At 43.2% G+C, this 18070-nt stretch carries 15 protein-coding genes; 5 read left to right on the top strand and 10 right to left on the bottom strand.

All coding sequences use genetic code 11. From position 1 onward, the window contains the following. Positions 1 to 133 precede the first annotated feature (133 nt). Together ycf46 and NIES1031_RS17410 are read right to left on the bottom strand one after the other, a co-directional pair. The gene (gene ycf46 / locus NIES1031_RS17405; RefSeq protein ID WP_015187596.1) at positions 134 to 1645 is read right to left on the bottom strand and encodes a stress-responsive protein Ycf46; all 1512 of its coding nucleotides are present in this window, start codon (positions 1643 to 1645) and stop codon (positions 134 to 136) included. A 72-nt stretch (positions 1646 to 1717) separates the two neighbouring features. Continuing rightward, positions 1718 to 2053: a slr0373 family blue light stress response protein gene (locus NIES1031_RS17410; protein ID WP_073550775.1), complete on the bottom strand. Its 336-nt coding sequence runs from the start codon at positions 2051 to 2053 to the stop codon at positions 1718 to 1720. A gap of 399 nt (positions 2054 to 2452) precedes the next feature. Here NIES1031_RS17410 and NIES1031_RS17415 point away from each other — a divergent pair, with 399 nt between their 5' ends. Both NIES1031_RS17415 and NIES1031_RS17420 read left to right on the top strand, forming a co-directional pair. After that, on the top strand, positions 2453 to 3601 hold the full coding sequence (locus NIES1031_RS17415; protein ID WP_073550776.1) for a UDP-sulfoquinovose synthase: 1149 nt from the start codon (positions 2453 to 2455) through the stop codon (positions 3599 to 3601). 83 nt (positions 3602 to 3684) lie between these two features. Beyond that, positions 3685 to 4821: a glycosyltransferase family 4 protein gene (locus tag NIES1031_RS17420; protein ID WP_073550854.1), complete on the top strand. Its 1137-nt coding sequence runs from the start codon at positions 3685 to 3687 to the stop codon at positions 4819 to 4821. 9 nt (positions 4822 to 4830) lie between these two features. Here NIES1031_RS17420 and NIES1031_RS17425 read toward each other — a convergent pair whose 3' ends face one another. Then, complete coding sequence (locus NIES1031_RS17425) at positions 4831 to 5094, bottom strand: DUF7219 family protein (protein WP_073550777.1); 264 nt, start codon at positions 5092 to 5094, stop codon at positions 4831 to 4833. 280 nt (positions 5095 to 5374) lie between these two features. Then, positions 5375 to 6892: a DNA repair protein RadA gene (radA, locus tag NIES1031_RS17430; protein ID WP_073550778.1), complete on the bottom strand. Its 1518-nt coding sequence runs from the start codon at positions 6890 to 6892 to the stop codon at positions 5375 to 5377. 170 nt (positions 6893 to 7062) lie between these two features. On the opposite strand from radA, the gene rpaB reads away from it, so the two are divergent. The 3 genes from rpaB to NIES1031_RS17445 are packed head-to-tail and all read left to right on the top strand — an operon-like array spanning position 7063 to position 9014. Beyond that, positions 7063 to 7791 carry a response regulator transcription factor RpaB gene (rpaB, locus tag NIES1031_RS17435; protein WP_015187602.1) on the top strand — a complete coding sequence of 243 codons (729 nt, stop codon included), beginning with the start codon at positions 7063 to 7065 and terminating at the stop codon, positions 7789 to 7791. A 32-nt stretch (positions 7792 to 7823) separates the two neighbouring features. Further along, on the top strand, positions 7824 to 8486 hold the full coding sequence (locus NIES1031_RS17440; RefSeq protein WP_073550779.1) for a cofactor assembly of complex C subunit B: 663 nt from the start codon (positions 7824 to 7826) through the stop codon (positions 8484 to 8486). A 6-nt stretch (positions 8487 to 8492) separates the two neighbouring features. Further along, positions 8493 to 9014, top strand: a complete 522-nt coding sequence (locus tag NIES1031_RS17445; RefSeq protein WP_073550780.1) for a DUF456 domain-containing protein — start codon at positions 8493 to 8495, stop codon at positions 9012 to 9014. 162 nt (positions 9015 to 9176) lie between these two features. On the opposite strand, the gene NIES1031_RS17450 is transcribed toward NIES1031_RS17445, so the two are convergent. The 6 genes from NIES1031_RS17450 to NIES1031_RS17475 all read right to left on the bottom strand — a co-directional run bounded on the left by NIES1031_RS17450 (position 9177) and on the right by NIES1031_RS17475 (position 18043). Next, complete coding sequence (locus tag NIES1031_RS17450) at positions 9177 to 9491, bottom strand: carboxypeptidase-like regulatory domain-containing protein (protein ID WP_073550781.1); 315 nt, start codon at positions 9489 to 9491, stop codon at positions 9177 to 9179. Positions 9492 to 9782: 291 nt separating this feature from the next. Continuing rightward, on the bottom strand, positions 9783 to 11774 hold the full coding sequence (locus NIES1031_RS17455; RefSeq protein ID WP_073550782.1) for a S8 family serine peptidase: 1992 nt from the start codon (positions 11772 to 11774) through the stop codon (positions 9783 to 9785). A gap of 516 nt (positions 11775 to 12290) precedes the next feature. Then, positions 12291 to 13133 carry an alpha/beta fold hydrolase gene (locus NIES1031_RS17460; RefSeq protein WP_073550783.1) on the bottom strand — a complete coding sequence of 281 codons (843 nt, stop codon included), beginning with the start codon at positions 13131 to 13133 and terminating at the stop codon, positions 12291 to 12293. A gap of 20 nt (positions 13134 to 13153) precedes the next feature. Beyond that, positions 13154 to 15115 (bottom strand): two-component system sensor histidine kinase NblS, encoded by a 1962-nt coding sequence (gene nblS, locus NIES1031_RS17465; protein WP_073550784.1) that lies wholly within the window; start codon positions 15113 to 15115, stop codon positions 13154 to 13156. A 43-nt stretch (positions 15116 to 15158) separates the two neighbouring features. Continuing rightward, positions 15159 to 16442 carry a phosphoribosylamine--glycine ligase gene (gene purD, locus NIES1031_RS17470; RefSeq protein ID WP_073550785.1) on the bottom strand — a complete coding sequence of 428 codons (1284 nt, stop codon included), beginning with the start codon at positions 16440 to 16442 and terminating at the stop codon, positions 15159 to 15161. A 158-nt stretch (positions 16443 to 16600) separates the two neighbouring features. Further along, complete coding sequence (locus tag NIES1031_RS17475) at positions 16601 to 18043, bottom strand: cryptochrome/photolyase family protein (RefSeq protein ID WP_073550786.1); 1443 nt, start codon at positions 18041 to 18043, stop codon at positions 16601 to 16603. Positions 18044 to 18070: the final 27 nt, after the last annotated feature.

Below are 18070 nucleotides of genomic sequence, written 5' to 3' on the forward strand. Positions count from 1 at the left end.
AGGGAAAATTGAGAAAAACAACGTTTGGGATCAGATGGAACCGCGAGCCTTTTGGGAAGTTTGTATTCGCGGCTTTTGACTAAACTGCTAGCATTTGCTAGCCTTTGCTCCTGTTGGTAGCAGGAGAAAGCTTTTAAAACTCCATTCGCTGATACTCAGCAACGGAGGCTGCTGCGGGTCTGGCACGCTGCCTAGCCCAATCTCTGAGGGCTGTGACCTGTTCGGTCATGGTGCGCGATAGGGGCAACGTCGCTTTAATCGCAGCAATAATATCTAATTGCGTAAACTCGCGGTCTTGCGCAAAGGCTTCGTACATCGCAGCAACTAATGCTTGCTCGATTTCTGCACCTGAAAAGCCATCAGCTACTTTGGCAAGTTGTTCAAGGTCAAATCGCGAAATGTCTCGTTTACGCTTGACAAGGTGGATTTGGAAAATTTCTTTACGCTCCTCAGCGTTGGGAAGATCGACAAAGAAAATTTCATCAAAACGACCTTTTCTTAAAAATTCACCTGGTAAACGTTCAACTCGGTTGGCGGTTGCCATTACGAATACTGGAGAAGTTTTTTCTTGCATCCAGGTTAAGAACGAACCAAAAATTCGACTTGATGTTCCGCCGTCTGAATCAGCAGATCCGGTACCACCAGCAAAGGCTTTATCGAGTTCATCTATGAAGAGAATTGCTGGTGAAATCGATTCGGCTGTCTTTAAGGCATTGCGTAAGTTAGCTTCGGATCGACCTACCATTGAGCCGTCATAAACTCTACCCATATCAAGACGGAGTAGTGGTAAACCCCAGAGTCGAGATGTTGTTTTGGCAATAAGTGACTTACCACAACCAGGGACACCGAGAATTAACATTCCTTTAGGTTGAGGTAGTCCATACTCGCGCGCTCTTTCAGTAAAGGCGTTCGAGCGTTGTTTTAGCCACCGTTTGAGTTCTTCTAAGCCACCAACAGCCTCTAGAGTTTCGTCCTCTTCGATAAATTCCAAAATACCGTTACGGCGAATTAGCTGCTTTTTCTCCGATAAAACGATGTCTACTTCGTTTTCGGTCAGTTGACCTTTAGTATAAACCTGAGCCTTACGGTAAACTTTCTCAGCTTCATCGCGCGTTAAACCCAAAGCTGCTTTAAGAAGTTTTTCTCTTGCCTCGGTACTTAACCGCCGGTTTCGGCTTTGCTCCAACTGCCGAGATAGCACATCATTAAGCTCAGTCATGTCGGGGAGCGCAAAGTCAAGAACGACGACTTCTTTTTCCAACTCGATGGGGATTTGCTGTAATGGCGACATCAAAATAATGGTTTTCTGCGTGCCTTTGAAGCTGGCGATCGCATCTCTTAACCATCGTGTTGTTGCAGGTGAATCAATAAAAGGATGTAAATCTTTGAAAATAAATATGCTTGCTTCGCGTTGGCGGATTACCCATTCAATCGCGGCTTCTGGCGACACGGTATTGTGTTGCGTAATATTCCGGGGTTGACCATACTCAACAATACCGTGGGTGACAGTCCAGACAAAGATTCGCCGTTGGGGTCGCGTTTGGGCGATCATCGATATTGCCTGCTCAGCCCGTTCTTCCTCGGAGGTCACAAGGTAGATTAGAGGGTATTGAGCTTGTATTAAGACGTTTAGCTCTTCTTTCATTGCCGACGACCTACTTGGAACCTTAGTTGATGCAGACAGACGCTTGATACAAATTCACCTCGGATTAAGTCTTTAGCAAGGAACTAGTTCTTCACCTTGCGGACTTGCTTCCACTTGTGCAACCTGTTCGACGGGTACTTCTTCCCGAACTCCAGGTTGTTCGCCTACCGGAACCATTTTTCCGTCTCGCATAACAAGTGCCGTTTCACATTCAGGGCAGTTGTATAAGCGATGGTTTCTGCCGTGGTTTGCTTCTGTCTCTTCTACTACTTCAGAATGATTGAGATAGAAGATTAAAGCTTTTTCGGCAATGTCGGACATTGGTTCTGAGTCGATTGCGGCTCGAATTTTGAGTTTTCGATGCAATTCTGGCGACAAATATAAAGTAACTTTTTGCTTAGCTTGCATATAACTTTTGAGTGGTCTTACCCGGGTATGCATATTACGTTATCGACTCTATCATTAGTTGTCAAGACTGCAAAGCGTTTTAACGTCAATAATGTTACATATCTTAATGTTTAACGCGAAGGAAATAGCTAGGGTAAAAGTTAAGGATTCGGTGTCAGAAAGTTTGCTAAGCTTAAGCATTCTCACATCGATCTGCGATTCCTAAGCTCTAAATGTAGGGGTGATACTAGTTACGGTAGTGGAGCGCATACCTCCACAACACAGTAGCTACACAAGTTGAGAGACCTATTTGCGTATTAGCGCTTTCTCATCCTGGTGATGACTTCTACATTTAGTGGTTTATAGGGGTCACAAACCTGATAGATTTAGCGAAGATCAGCGAGTTAGCACAGTTTGAAGATGAAAGTCCTGGTTATTGGTGGCGATGGCTATTGCGGTTGGGCAACCGCACTGTACCTTTCTAATCAAGGGTACGAAGTTGGCATTCTAGATAGCTTGGTACGGCGGTACTGGGATCTGGAATTAGGCGTAGAAACATTAACTCCGATTGCGCCGATCAAACAAAGACTACAGCGATGGCAAGATTTGACGGGAAAATCGATCGACCTATTTGTCGGTGATATTAACAATTACGATTTTCTGAATCAGGCGCTACATAAGTTTGAACCAGATGCGATCGTTCATTTTGGCGAACAGCGATCGGCTCCATTTTCGATGATTGACCGCGAACACGCCGTTTTAACCCAAGTCAACAATGTCGTCGGAACATTAAATTTGTTGTACGCGATGCGCGAGTTTCCTGACTGTCACTTAGTGAAGTTGGGAACAATGGGTGAATACGGTACGCCAAACATCGATATTGAAGAAGGCTATATCACGATTGAACACAATGGACGCAAAGACACACTACCTTATCCAAAACAGCCAGGTAGTATGTATCATCTCAGCAAAGTCCATGACAGCCACAACATTCACTTTGCTTGTCGCATTTGGGGCTTGCGCGCAACCGACTTGAACCAAGGTGTTGTTTATGGCGTGTTGACTGAAGAAACAGGGATGGATGAGTTGCTGATCAACCGCTTAGACTACGACGGTATTTTTGGCACCGCGCTTAACCGTTTTTGTATTCAAGCTGCCATTGGTCATCCGCTGACAGTTTATGGTCAAGGAGGTCAAACGCGGGGCTTTTTAGATATCCGCGATACAGTGCGGTGTGTGGAACTCGCGATCGCAAATCCAGCGCAACCTGGAGAATTTCGCGTATTTAACCAGTTCACCGAACAGTTTAGCGTTGGTGACTTAGCGTTAATGGTGAAAAAAGCTGGACAATCGTTGGGATTGAGCGTCGAAATCAACAACATTGATAATCCGAGAATCGAGAAAGAAGAACATTACTTCAACGCCAAAAACACAAATTTACTCAACTTAGGATTACAGCCGCATTATCTTTCAGAAGCATTGCTTGATTCGTTACTTAACTTTGCGGTCAAGTATCAGCATCGCGTTGACCACAGCCAAATTCTGCCAAAAGTTTCTTGGCGGAGATAGTCAGGAGTTAATCGTCAGTGGTCAGTAGTAACTTATCGCTGACAACTGACAGCCAAAAAATAACAACTGACAACCTACAACCTATGCGAATCGCCTTATTTACAGAAACCTTTTTACCCAAGGTCGATGGTATTGTCACGCGCTTAAGCCATACTATCGATCATCTCCAGCGTAACGGCAATCAAGTCATGGTATTTGCCCCTGAGGGCGGAATTGCAGAGTACAAAGGCGCTAAAGTGCATGGTGTCTCAGGCTTTCCCTTACCACTGTATCCGGAGTTGAAATTAGCACTACCTCGACCTGCGATCGGTCACGCACTAGAAAACTTTCAGCCGGATATTATTCATGTTGTAAATCCAGCCGTTTTAGGCTTGGCTGGGTTGTTTTATGGCAAAGCGCTCAAAATTCCCTTAGTCGCTTCCTACCATACGCATTTGCCACAATATCTACAACACTATGGCTTGGGAATGTTAGAAGGCTTGCTATGGGAATTGCTCAAGACGGGTCACAACCAAGCAGAAATTAATTTATGTACTTCAACAGCGATGATGCAGGAGCTAGCTGCGCATGGTATTGAACGGATAGCATTGTGGCAACGGGGTGTAGATACAGAATTATTTCATCCGGATCAGGCGAGTAGAGAAATGCGATCGCATCTCAGCCAGGGTCATCCTGAAAAGCCGCTGCTGTTGTATGTCGGACGCTTATCAGCAGAAAAAGAAATTGAGCGGATTAAAGCGATTTTGACAGCGATTCCCGAAGCGCGTTTAGCCTTAGTTGGCGATGGACCACATCGTCACGCCTTAGAAAAGCACTTTGCTCAAACACCAACGCATTTTGTTGGTTATCTCACTGGTAAAGATTTAGCAGCGGCGTTTGCGTCAGCAGATGCGTTTATTTTTCCTTCGCGGACAGAAACGCTAGGATTAGTACTACTAGAAGCTATGGCAGCAGGTTGTCCGGTTGTTGCAGCAAATTCAGGTGGTGTTCCTGATATTGTGACTTCCGGTGTCAATGGTTATTTGTTCGAGCCGGATGCGGATGATGCAGGCGCGATCGCGGCGACACAACGCTTATTAGAACAAACACAAGAGCGTGAAATAATTCGGCAAAATGCCCGTAAAGAAGCTGAACGTTGGGGCTGGGGAGCAGCTACACGCCAACTACAAGATTATTACGCGAGTGTGTTGTCGCAGAAGTTAGCTAGCTTAACACGCTAAGCCATCCACTTACGCGGGCGGATTTTCGCTATCGTCTTGAAAGAGATTTTCGCCAATACCCAGTTGCTTTTTCGTGCGTTTGAGGTCTTTCCAAAGCGCATGAATTTGCTTATAAGACTCTTCGGGGGATAGTTTCCCAGCCGTTTCTAGATTACATATGTAGCTGACGCGCTGGGCAAACTCTTGTAGGTTGGCATTGAAAACCAGGTTCTCTGGCTTAACTTTGCCATAGTAGCGACTGCGCGGATAGAGAAATTCAGATTGATTCGCCATCGCAGATCCAGTTTTATGAAACGCCCTTATTGATCTAACATCAAGCAATACAAACGGCAATACGTATTTTGCCGACAACTTTTGAGATTGTGGCTACAACTTGTAGTTAGATTTTAATCGATACCAACTAGTATATCGTCAATTTGTTAACTTATTTTTAACCAATATTTAACTTTTTCTTAGCTTGGTGACTGAAGTTGCAGCTTAACAACGAAGTCCGCCTACGTGGACTTCATAATTGAGAGAGGTCAAGGTTAAGAAAATCACCCTGACTCCTTTTTCATGACTCTTCATCAAGTAAAACCGAGTCTTGCAGGTGTTGCGGAGGAATAGCCGCAATAATTGCATCAAGAACTTTTGCGACAGGAATGATTTCCAAATTGACATCAGGGAGGTTTTGCCCTTTGGGAACGATCGCGCGCTTGAAACCCAGTTTTGCGGCTTCTTTGAGACGGAGTTCCATTTGCGAAACTGCTCGCAATTGCCCACCCAAGCCAACCTCACCGATTAAAACTGTCCCTGGATCGACGACGCGATCGCGAAACGAGGCGACGACAGCGATCGCCACACCAAGATCTACAGCAGGTTCTTCAACACTCAAACCACCCGCCGAAGCAACGTAGCTGTCTAGCTTAGATAGCGGAATACCAACACGTTTTTCTAAAACAGCAAGAATTTGTAACAAACGGTTGTAATCGACACCCGTTGTCGATCGGCGCGGGGAAGCATAGCTTGTGGGACTTACCAAAGCTTGCAACTCAACAACAATCGGGCGCGTTCCTTCGCACGCGACAACGATCGCGGTGCCTGGTGCAGGTTCGTCACGATTTCCTAAAAATAACTCAGATGGATTCGGAACTTCGCGCAAACCGCGATCAATCATTTCAAAGATGCCGATTTCATGCGTTGCACCAAAGCGATTTTTAACAGTTCTTAAAAGTCGATGCGAGGCGAAGCGATCGCCTTCAAAATACAAAACAGTATCGACTAAATGTTCTAAAACTTTAGGTCCTGCTATTGCACCTTCTTTGGTAACATGACCCACAATTAACATTGTCACATCATCGCGTTTTGCAACTTGCATCAAAGCTGCGGTACATTCGCGTACTTGTGCAACCGAACCAGGTGCTGAAGTTAGTGTGGGGAAATAAACTGTTTGAATGCTATCGATGACAGCAACATTCGGTTTAAGCGAGTCAATTTCTCTTAAAATTTCTTCAAGATCTGTCTCAGGTAAAACATACAAATCGGCACCAACAGCGATTTCAGTTGCCGGTGAATTAGGCTGTGGTAAATTAATATTTGCCTCGTCATTACTTGAGTCATTAACTGGTTTCGCAACTCCTAAACGCGAAGCGCGCAGCTTTACTTGTTGTCCTGATTCTTCTCCGCAAACATAAAGTATGCGATACTTTTGTGCGAGTTGATTAGAAACTTGCAATAAAAGAGTTGATTTCCCAATTCCAGGATCGCCGCCGATGAGTACTAAAGACCCAGGAACAATACCGCCGCCCAAAACTCGGTCAAGTTCGCCATAGCCAGAAACCCAACGCATTACTTGGCGATCGCTAATTTGAGCAAAGGTAAGCGAAGCTCTTGGTTTAGCTGGTTTAGCCGCCGATTTGTTATTACTTCGCGTAAGTTGTAATCCACCACGACTGGGTAAAGTTGCTGATGTTGTAGACTCGATTTGTTCTTCTAAAGAATTATAAGTTCCACAGGCAGGGCACTTGCCAAACCACTGCGGAGACTCTGCACCACATTCATTGCATACGTAATAAGTTCGAGGCTTTGGCATTGGCTATTTGTTAATTGTTAAAATATGTTTAGAGCGAAAGTTTAAAAAAGTTTGAAATCAATTTTTGATGCAAAATTCGATATTTTTTAATACACAAATCAGCTAAAATTTTAAATTAATGGTACTAAAAATTAAGTTTCATAAAATCCAATTAAGGAGCGCGAAGAAGATTGGAAAGTCATAAAGAAAAAATCTTAGTAGTAGATGACGAAGCAAGCATACGTCGTATTTTAGAAACCCGACTATCAATGATTGGTTATGACGTTGTTACCGCAGCTGACGGGGAAGAAGCACTCGACACATTTCGGAAAGCGCAACCTGATTTAGTTGTACTTGACGTCATGATGCCAAAGCTAGACGGCTACGGAGTTTGTCAAGAGCTACGTAAAGAATCAGACGTCCCAATCATTATGCTAACAGCCTTGGGAGATGTCGCAGATCGCATCACAGGTTTAGAACTCGGTGCGGATGATTACGTTGTCAAACCATTTTCTCCTAAAGAACTCGAAGCGCGGATTCGTTCGGTATTGCGGCGAGTCGATAAAACGGGCGTGACAGGAATTCCAAGTTCAGGCGTGATTCACGTCGGACAACTGCGGATAGATACTAACAAACGGCAAGTTTACAAAGGAGATGAGCGGATTCGATTAACCGGAATGGAATTTAGTTTGCTTGAGTTACTCGTAAGTCGTTCAGGTGAAGCTTTCTCGCGCTCAGAGATTCTTCAAGAAGTGTGGGGCTATACTCCTGAAAGACACGTAGATACTCGCGTCGTAGATGTTCACATTTCGCGCTTGCGTGCAAAATTAGAAGACGATCCGAGTAATCCAGAACTTATTCTTACCGCAAGAGGTACGGGTTATTTGTTTCAACGCATTATAGAACCAGGCGAGGAGTGAAGTAAAAAAAACTAATTACTCATTGCTAAACGATGGCTAAATCAGACCAAAATCAATTCTTCCGGCTGCTACCAATTGTTGTAGGTGCGCTAGGAGGAACATTACTTCTGCTCAACCGTCTACTAACACCAGAGTTAACGGGTTCACAGGCACGAGCAGATGCGCTAGGGATTATGCTAAGCGCAACATTAATATTAACAGGTTTGCTATGGCAGCGAATTATACCGCAATCGCCCGATACCGTCAGTTTAGTCGGGCAAGAAGGTTTTGAGATTGCACCATTGCCAGAGCCAGCAAAAACAGAACTAGCTTGGGCATCGCACTTACTATTAACAAATACCGCAACGCGATCGCTAGTCGTATTCTACCAAGGTAAAGTATTGCTGCGGCGGGGTATTTTGGGTCAACAACCAGAAGTCAAACCAGGGGCAATTTTACAACGCGTGCTAGACAAGCACAAACCTGTTTACCTAGTAGACTTAAAAATATACCCAGGACGGATTGAATTTGATTACTTGCCAGAGAATACTCAAGGTGTAATAGTACAACCAATTGGTCAAGAGGGTGCGTTGATTTTAGCAGCTAATGCACCGCGTAGCTATACTAAGCAAGATGAAAATTGGATCGCGGGAATTGCTGATAAATTAAGTGTCACGCTCAAGAACTCTACAAATGTTGCTTCTGTCTCTGGATAAAGCTTTATGTTGTTAACGCTGTATTGGGTGCTAGTTGCCCTGATGATTGTTGGTGTCATTGGCGCTGTGGTTCCAGGGATTCCTGGAACCAGTTTAATTTTAATAGCTATTATTATTTGGGGAGTTCTCCAAGGCTCGTTGAGTAGTATTGCTGTACCCCTCACGGTTGCGATCGTTGTGTTGCTTGCGAGTATCGGAATTGATTTTTTAGCAAGCTACTGGGGTGCGAAACGTGCTGGTGCAAGTAAATGGGGACAAATAGGCGCAATTGTCGGTTTAATCTTAGGCTTTTTAGGCTTATTACCAACTTTACCCTTCGGTGGACCTTTACTCGGTATTCTCCTCGGACCATTCCTTGGAGCGATTATAGGGGAATATCTTTATCAACACAATTTGCAACTAGCCGTCAAAGCTGGAGTAGGAATTGTCGTCGGTTCTTTGATAGGAAATTTAATTCAGGGAGCGTTAGCAGTTGTTACTTTAAGTGTTTTTGTATTAACAACTTGGTCACAAATCGTTGGCATCTAAATTATATTTTAGAAAAGCATGAGTGCTGTTGAATTCTACAAGCTGCTTATCGCTTAGCAGTACTTCTAAAAATATAAATTTCCCGATTTGTTGGATATTACTACTTTCAATAACGTATTTGTTAATTCTAGAGAAACGTTATAGTTAAGTTAGTAATGGTATTTAGTTGCATTTAACGGGTTTTAATCGAACTTGAAGATGACGAGTGAGTACGTGGCATTCACCTTGAGTTACCTCGACTTTCTCTAAGACAGAAGTTTCATAACCATCGCTTGATGTTGATACGGTATAGACTCCAGGACGTTCAAACACTCCTCCATATATAAATTGTCCTGCTGGTGTTACACTGCTCAGTTGAAGTTCCTCTTGGAAGTTCTGTTTTTGAACAACAACTTTAGCTTCTAGTGGTAAATTTGTTTGAGCATCAGAAACTGTTACTGTAATTGCAGGTTCTATGCTAGGAGTGCAAAAAGTCATAGTGTCAAGTTCAGGAGATTGAGCAGATACAAAAACTATTCCAAGAAGAGATAGCGAGCTTAGATGTCTGTCCATGATCGCATTCCTTTTCTATTAAATCTTTTCATGTATAACTGTTAATTGGCAGTCATCTAATTTTAAAATAAAAAACTCTAAAAACGGGTATCAAAGTTTTTGCTGTTATGTAGTCTCTAAACAATTATTCGACCTTTAAGTTGAAGCGGCTTTGATAACTTATAACTTAACACTTACACTTCTCTTAAGTTCTCCTAGTTTCTAACCCCTGCTATCCTACACAAATATGGAACAACCAGAATAGAGATTTGCTAAGTCAGCACTACGCTGGAGTGCTACTGCACGACGCACAGCAGCATCTGCATTGACTAATCCGTGACCAAAAGTATTATCTCGTCCCTCTGCTCCTAAATCCATTGCTGTATCAATCAAAATCTGACGTACTTGCCCTCCTGTCAAGCTGGAATTGACACTCCACACCAAGGAAGCAATTCCAGCTAAGTTAGGATTAGCGCCAGAGGTTCCGCCAAAAAAGCGCATATTACCGAATTTATCAATTGCTGGAGAATCGGTTGCTGCTACTAATGTCAAATTAGAACCACGGTTAGAGTAACTAGCAAGATTGACAGAAGAAGCATTAGTCAAGCCATCTACTATCGTTGTAGCACTTGTGTTCCGTAGTGCGCCAACTGACATAACATTGTCATGCGTTGTTTCTAATTGCGCAACACCACTCACGCTTGTTAAGTAATTAGGATCGGAAAGATTGCCATTAGGACCACCATTACCGGCTGCGATCGCAAAAATAGCAATGTCAGAGTTATCTCGAATTAATTGTTCAAGTTGTTCGCGCGTTCCACCACTATTAAACCAATTTCCTTGAATTCCGCCTTGGAAAACAACTCGTTGATTTCTAGCTCGTGCATAGCTAATAGTATCTTGAATCGCTTGCTGTAAAGATACACCTCTGTATACGTCATTCACGTACACACTGCTATTCCAGTTAATTCCTGCAATCCCAGAGGAATTATTGGCAATTGAAGACATGATACTTATTGCAGAATGCCCATGTCCATAGTTATTAAAGTTGTCATCATCACTAGGATCAGTAATTAAGCGATCTATTGCAATATCAACAATATCTCCGCTAGCACCGGCTGCTGTCAAAATTCCTGTATCTAAAGAAGCTAGTAAGACATTGCTAGCCCCTTGAGTAAAGCGCCATGCGTTACTTACATCAGATATATGTAAGTTCCATTGAGAACCGAAGAAAGTATCATTAGTGCGTACTTGTAGTTCAAAGATTGAGGAGTCTGAAAAGCGCAATCTTTCAATACCTTGTAAGTAAATTTCTCGACCATCAGCAAGATTTATATAATCGAAGGTTGTACCTCCAAAAATTGCTTGATTAGCAGTTGAACCAGACAACGGATTAAAATCAGCGAGGCTCATACCATTAATACTAGTAATGCTAGAAGGAGAAATTTCAAACAAGTTTAATGTATCTGTACCGCCGCGTCCAATAATAACGGCACCTGTCCCTAAGTCTGCTGTATAGTCAATAATTTCACCCTTAAAAGAGCCATTAATTCGGTTCCAAGATAGTACATTTATAGCTTGAGAAGCAGAAGCAAACTCTTGACCGTCAGTAGTACGAGCTACTGCACGCAGTTGATAACTATCTCCAGTAAAATTTGAAAAGCTGGCGAGGTTAATTAACTCATTCGATAAGTTAGCTTGATTCCAAGTTCCCAGAGTTGATACAACACTATTGCCTTTTAGGGCTTCTAGACGTACATCTAATAAAGAAAAAATGTTGTCTAAATTATAGTTGAGACGTAAAGCTCCACTTTCAAAGACGCTATTTAAAGTATTGTCTCCCGAAGCATCAAATACACTAAATTTGGTAAAGATAGGATTAATACTTGTCGTGGCTAATGGATCGCTATTATTGTTATTCGGTGCGTCACTTGTGATATATGGATAGTTATTAAAAGCTGAGTATGTATTTTCTTGAATTTCCTGGTCTGTAATTATCTGAGTTGATAAATTATCTTGGGAAGAGCTTAAATATGTCGGAGTAGGTAAGTTAGAAACATCAGGAGAATAAGTTGCTGAGCTACTCGATCTGTTGTTTCTGTATATTACTGGTTCAGTAAGTTCTGAAGTTGTATTGTATGGTATGCCTGATGAGTTTGGTTCTGAAACTAGAGAAGTATTAAATATATTTGAACTAAAGCTTTCTAGTAGCTTTAAATTGTATGACATATTTTTCAGATAGGTAAATCAATTCTCAAATTTCTAATAATTTGAGACATGAAAGTTTTAGCAGACTTGTATATCTACTTGATGAAATTAGAGCTAGCAGAATTAAATCCTTGTAAGCTTGGCTTTATAAGTTATTGATTTTTTCACTTTATTTTGCTAAACAAGGAGATTTTAGGGATTCTATACAGAGAATTACTAGTAATTTAGCAAGCATTTTGCGGATAAAAATAAAACATTATTGAGTTTTTATCTAAATTCTTTAAAGATTTGATTAAGAAAATATCTCTAACAAATAAATAATTTATATTTATTCTTGAACGGAATATTAGCTATTTGTAATTGATTATCACTTTCATTATTAAACGACGTGGCATTAATTGGGAAAAGAGCATTTATACAAGAGATGAACCTTTACCCTACAACACATACCACGCAGATTCGAGCCTGAATATGATCGCGAATTTATTCGCTACTAGATGAACTCTATCGGCCTTTGTAGACTTACGCACAAAACTATTACGTAGTACGACGGAGAAACAATTGCAATAGATCGCCAATTTTTTCTGACCAATGCTCTTGCGGATAGTGTCCGGCTTCAGGTATTTGGACGAGTTCGACATTTTTTAAAGACTCGACTGCGTTTTGTGTATCAGCGATCGCAAGCCAAGGATCTTTAATTCCCCAAATAACCATTGTTGGTTGTTGCCACTTGCGTAAGCCCGAGTCAATTTCTGCGAGTGATTGTTGAAGTTGAAGATTGCGCATAGTCGCCAAAAGCGATCGCCCTGCTGCTGAACTTGTCAGAAAAGGCTTGCGGTAAATATTCAAATCTTGTTCACCGATTTGATAACGGCTACCACTTTCTAGCGTACGGTCAACTAATAGGGGGTCTTGCGTGAGCATATCACCCATAAATGGTAATCCGAGTTGTTTCAGCTTCCAAGGGAGTTTAGCGTTAGGAGAAATTGGTGCATTGAGAATCGCTAAGCGTTCAATTTGCTGGGGATTACGTAAAGCGTATTGCAAACCAACCGAACCCAAAAAACCCTGCACAACTAAGGAAAACCGCGAAACTTCTAAGGCTTGAATAAATTCTGCTAATGCAGTGATAAAAGCATCAGGCGTGTAAGCAAAATCTCGTTTATCAGGCTTAGCGGAAAGACCAAATCCAATCCAATCGGGGGCGATCGCACGAAATCCTCTTTCGGCAAGAGTTGGCATAATTGCCGTCCAACTGTAGCTTTGGGCAGGAATACCATGAAGTAAAACAACAGGTGGCTTATCTATACTTTGAATTGGTTTATTTTCACGATAAAACCACTCCAATTTGCCTACTGTAATTTGATTTTCGGTATTCACGACACCTGACCCTTGCTACGCTAGTTACCATCCGCAGCTGTAACGCTCGATGGATTCTCTAAAATTGCTGCTTGAAACACTGCCAAGTCGAACCAGAAAGTTGTGCCGACGCCAACCTCACTAACTAAGTGTACGCTGCTATGGTGCTTGTCGATAATATTTCTGACAATTGATAGCCCTAATCCTGTTCCTTCGAGAGTATGAACGCGGTTTTCTACACGAAAGAAGCGACCAAAAATCTTCTCTTGATGTTCAGGATCAATGCCCATACCCGTATCAGAAATCTCAATACGGACTTTTCCAGCAAGTGGCTGCGAATTGAGCCGTAGCAAGCTTTGCTTTGTTTTTGTATTCTCTATTAAGTAAGCACGAATAACAACTTTGCCACCAGCATTTGTGAATTTCAAAGCGTTACCGACTAGATTTGTAAATACTTGTAGTAACAAGTCATAGTTGCCGAGTACAGGAGGTAGCTTAGGTTCAATTTCCTGAATTAATTCAATTCCTTTATCTTTAGCATTTAACTGATAGTTACGCAGCGTTTGGTCGATCGCCTGCGCGACATCTACCGCATCAAAATGATAAATACGACACGATTCTAAGCGCGACAAATCTAAAACATCATTAACAAGGCGGGTCAGGCGATCCGTTTCATTGTTGGCTGTTTGGAGAAATTCGCGGCGCTGTTGTTCGCCGAGTTCTGCACCGTAGTCGTGTAAAGTTTCGATATAAGTTTTTATGTTAAATAAAGGCGTTCGCAGTTCGTGCGAGACGTTGCTAATAAACTGACTTTTCGCTTCATTCAGTTCAACTTCGCGCGTGATGTCTTGCACCGTCATCGCGATACCTTTAAGACTTTCGCGATATTGATCGAGAACCGTTGTTAACAGAATCCGAATCGTACGATTTGTCGGTTGATTGAGCGAGACTCGAAATTCAGCACTGTCGCGTTCGCCAGCGACAAGTTGATACAAAGGACGTGTTAACTCCATCTGTAGCACTGGTGGCAAATGATGCAAAATGTTATTTCCAACAACAGGCGCACCATCCCAACCAAACATTCGCCGTGCGATCGGATTGACTAAAATGACGTGCATATTCGTATCGAGTAATATCGCACCGTCCGCAATTGTCGAAACGAGGGTTTCGAGCTTCGCTTTCTCGGCGGTTAGTTCTTCGATGTTTTGTTCCTCATAGCGTTCTAGACGCTCTGCCATTTCATTGAAGCTAGAAATTAATTCTTTGAGTTCGCCGCCGACGGGTAAGTCAATTCGCTGCTTGAAATTTCCGGCGGCAATGTTTTTCACACCTACGAGGAGTTCTTTGATTGGTTTTGTAATGTACAGTGCATTAAACACTGCACCAAGAATTACCATGACCCAAATTGAGATGAATACGGCGATCGTGACATCCCGCGTGAGATTTGATGAGGTAATGACAGTAGGATTGGGATTCGTGCCGATTGCCAAAACGCCTAAATAAGTGCCGTTGTGCGTCAAGGGGACAAAAACATCTGTCACAACGCCATCAGGCGTGCGATGCTGCCGCACCATAGGTAATTCTGAATTGGCAGCGTAGTCATCGGGAAGTTGAATGCGGCGTTCGATTGTCAAGGAGTTTTGAACTTCTGAATCCCAAAAAGGAATGCCAAAGAAGATTTTGCCCGATTCATCTGCGTAGAGCATATAGCGAACGCTAGAAGTGCTGCTGTAGAAGCGTTGTGAAAACTGGGCAACCTCAGTTAAATTATCTTCGGCAATTAAGGGAGCGACATTCGATGCCAGCAATAGACCAAGATCGCGACCAAAGCGAGTATCGTTAAGACGGGCATCTTGTTGAATCGTGTTGACTGCCCAAAAGGTGAGACCGCTCATGATTAAGGAAACCACCAACGTGGCAGCAGCCATTAGCTTAGTCTGGAGCGTGAACTCTGACCACCAATGGGCGATCGCCTCTCGAATTTTCTTCAGTAAAGCTAGCATCTTCTATACGTTGTTAGTTGTGGCTTCTGTTAAAACCTAACAACTAAAAATTAACAGCTTTTGATTGGACGCGGTAGCCGATGTCACGCCGATAGTACATTTTCTCAAATTGAATACAATTAACTGCACTGTAAGCAAGTGCGATCGCTTGCTCAAAATTTTCGCCAATTCCCGTAACACCGAGAACTCGACCGCCATCAGTCACGAGGTCTGATAATAATTTGGTACCTGCATGGAAGACGTTTGTGCCTAATGCTTCTGCAAAGTCGATACCAGAAATGACTTTTCCCTTTTCGTAGCTTCCAGGATAGCCACCCGCAGCAATGACGACACAAGCTGATGCACCGGATTTCCATGCGATCGGCGGCATTTGTTCTAATCGCTGTTCTACACAAGCGAGTAATAACTCTTCGAGAGGAGTTTCGAGTAGCGGTAAAATTGCTTGAGTTTCAGGATCGCCAAAGCGACAGTTGAACTCTAAAACTTTAAAATCGCCGTTGGGGGCAATCATCAAGCCAGCATACAGGACACCGCGATAGTCAATACCTTTTTTTTTGAGCGTAGCGATCGCCGGTTGTAAAACTTTTGCTTCAATTTCTGCCATCAACTCTGGTGTGACAATCGGTGCAGGCGCATAGACTCCCATACCGCCTGTATTTTCTCCTGTATCACCTTCGCCAATGCGTTTGTGGTCTTGTGCAGGTAATAGCGGACGAATCGTTAAACCATCGGTAAGCGCTAAAACTGAGGCTTCTTGACCAACCAAGCATTCTTCAATAACGACAAACTCGCCTGCACCAAATTGCCCTTGAAAAATGGCGTCTATTGCGCTGTGGGCTTGCGCTACCGTTTCGGCAACTGTCACCCCTTTACCGGCGGCTAAACCATCAGCTTTGACCACAATCGGTGCGCCTTGGGCTTTTACATAGTCTTTAGCAGCGGCTGCGTGATGAAATACAGCAGCTTTGGCAGTAGGGATTTTGGCTTCCTGCATTAAGGCTTTTGCCCAAGCTTTACTTGCTTCGATTTGTGCGCCAGCACGCGTAGGACCAAAAACTTTAATGCCGAGGCGTTGTAAATTGTCTGTAATTCCTAATGCTAGGGGAACTTCAGGACCTACGACGACAAGATCGATGTTGTGCGATCGCGCAAATTCGCCCATACTGGCAAAGTCTTCAACACTGAATGGCAGATTTTGACAGCGGTCTAGAATTGCCGTTCCACCATTACCAGGCGCACAGAAGACTTGTTCAACTTGCGGCGATCGCAACAATTTCCAGGCGATCGCGTGTTCGCGCCCTCCACTACCTACAACTAAAACTTTCACTTTGATCCTCGCAGCACTGTGGTAATCGGTGATTGGTAACTGGTAATTGGTAAACGTTACATCCTTCTATTACCTAATGACTCATTCTCTCACATCGTTTCAATACATATCAGCCGACTTACAAGTAGCGATTATGAAAAAGTTTGTTATAGAAATGATTAACCTCCCATTACCGTTTTTTGCTGTGCATAGATTGCTTTAAATTGCCTTTGTTGTCGTTTGTGATCGACAATTGGTAGCGGATAGCCAAGGGCTTCTCTTTCGAGTGCTGGAATATCACCACTGAGTAGATATTCGGTATCTACCGAACGCAATTCGGGTATCCATTCGCGGATGTATTCGCCTTCAGGATCGAATTTTTGGGCTTGGCTGGCAGGGTTGAAGATGCGTACAGGTTTGGGGTCCATACCACTTGATGCACTCCATTGCCAACCGCCGTTGTTAGCCGATAAGTCACCATCAATGAGTCGCTGATAAAAGTATTTTTCGCCCAAGCGCGGATCGATTAACAAGTCTTTGGTGAGGAAGTTTGCGACAATCATGCGACAGCGGTTGTGCATCCAGCCACTTTCGTTCATCTGACGCATCGCAGCATCAACAATTGGGTAGCCAGTTTTACCGACGCACCAAGCTTGAAAAAGTTCTTCGTTGTTTTCGTAAGGAAAGTTTTTGAAATCTTTGCGATAAGCTTCTGTTGCTAGTTCAGGAAAATGATACATTGCGTGTTGGTAGAATTCCCGCCATGCGAGTTCTTGTTGCCAAGCGCGGATACTCGTATCAGTTTCGTCGCTGCGGCTATTTTCTAATGCGGCGATCGTTGCTGCCCAAACTGTACGAATGCCGATCGCGCCAAATTTAAGCGCAGCGCTAAGTTGCGATGTACCATTCACCGCAGGAAAATTCCGCTGTTCTTTGTATTCGGTGATTGCTTTATAGCTAAATTCTGCTAACCTTTCTTGGGCTGCTGCTTCTCCTGGCGCAATTACTAAATCGCCATCCCAAATGAATCCTAAATCTTTGGCTGTAGGAAGTGGAATAACGCCTGCTTGTTGGGCAATGTCGCGTTCTGTATCTGTCAAGCCTGTGATACCTTGTAGCGTTGCGACAGGTTCAGCTTTAGATTTACTGCTCCAGTTACGCCAAAACGGAGTAAATACGGTGTAAGGCTGGTGAGAACCAGTGCGAATTTCGTCAGGAGAATGAAGAATTTGGTCCCAATTTTCGTGTAAAAATTGAATTCCTTTCTCTTTTAGAGCTTCGATAATCGTGCGATCGCGCTTTTGCGAATACGGTTCAACGTCCCAATTCCAAAATACTGCTTGAGCATTGAGTGCTGCTGCGAGTCTGGGAATTGCTTGTGTTGGATTGTCGTGCACAATTAAGAGTTGACTGCCAACTTCGGTGTATCGCTGTTGCAGGGCTTGCAGACACCCAATCATGTACGTTACGCGTACAGCAGCTACGTCGTCGCGTTCTAAAATATTCGGATCGAGGCAAAATACTCCTACAACTTTTTGACTTTGCTTTCTTGCGGCTGCAAGTCCAGTGTTATCCGCTATGCGTAAGTCACGGCGATGCCAAAATAAAATGAGGTCAGACATTTAATGCTTAATAATAGTTCTTTTGTA

Origin of the sequence: Chroogloeocystis siderophila 5.2 s.c.1 (assembly GCF_001904655.1) — a bacterium.
Classification (GTDB): domain Bacteria; phylum Cyanobacteriota; class Cyanobacteriia; order Cyanobacteriales; family Chroococcidiopsidaceae; genus Chroogloeocystis; species Chroogloeocystis siderophila.

Coding starts and splice junctions, on each gene's coding strand:
- ycf46 (WP_015187596.1), bottom strand. CDS start 1,645: ATGAAAGAAGAGCTAAACGTCTTAATACAAGCTCAATACCCTCTAATC.
- NIES1031_RS17410 (WP_073550775.1), bottom strand. CDS start 2,053: ATGCAAGCTAAGCAAAAAGTTACTTTATATTTGTCGCCAGAATTGCAT.
- NIES1031_RS17415 (WP_073550776.1), top strand. CDS start 2,453: ATGAAAGTCCTGGTTATTGGTGGCGATGGCTATTGCGGTTGGGCAACC.
- NIES1031_RS17420 (WP_073550854.1), top strand. CDS start 3,685: ATGCGAATCGCCTTATTTACAGAAACCTTTTTACCCAAGGTCGATGGT.
- NIES1031_RS17425 (WP_073550777.1), bottom strand. CDS start 5,094: ATGGCGAATCAATCTGAATTTCTCTATCCGCGCAGTCGCTACTATGGC.
- radA (WP_073550778.1), bottom strand. CDS start 6,892: ATGCCAAAGCCTCGAACTTATTACGTATGCAATGAATGTGGTGCAGAG.
- NIES1031_RS17440 (WP_073550779.1), top strand. CDS start 7,824: ATGGCTAAATCAGACCAAAATCAATTCTTCCGGCTGCTACCAATTGTT.
- NIES1031_RS17445 (WP_073550780.1), top strand. CDS start 8,493: ATGTTGTTAACGCTGTATTGGGTGCTAGTTGCCCTGATGATTGTTGGT.
- NIES1031_RS17450 (WP_073550781.1), bottom strand. CDS start 9,491: ATGACTTTTTGCACTCCTAGCATAGAACCTGCAATTACAGTAACAGTT.
- NIES1031_RS17455 (WP_073550782.1), bottom strand. CDS start 11,774: ATGTCATACAATTTAAAGCTACTAGAAAGCTTTAGTTCAAATATATTT.
- nblS (WP_073550784.1), bottom strand. CDS start 15,115: ATGCTAGCTTTACTGAAGAAAATTCGAGAGGCGATCGCCCATTGGTGG.
- NIES1031_RS17475 (WP_073550786.1), bottom strand. CDS start 18,043: ATGTCTGACCTCATTTTATTTTGGCATCGCCGTGACTTACGCATAGCG.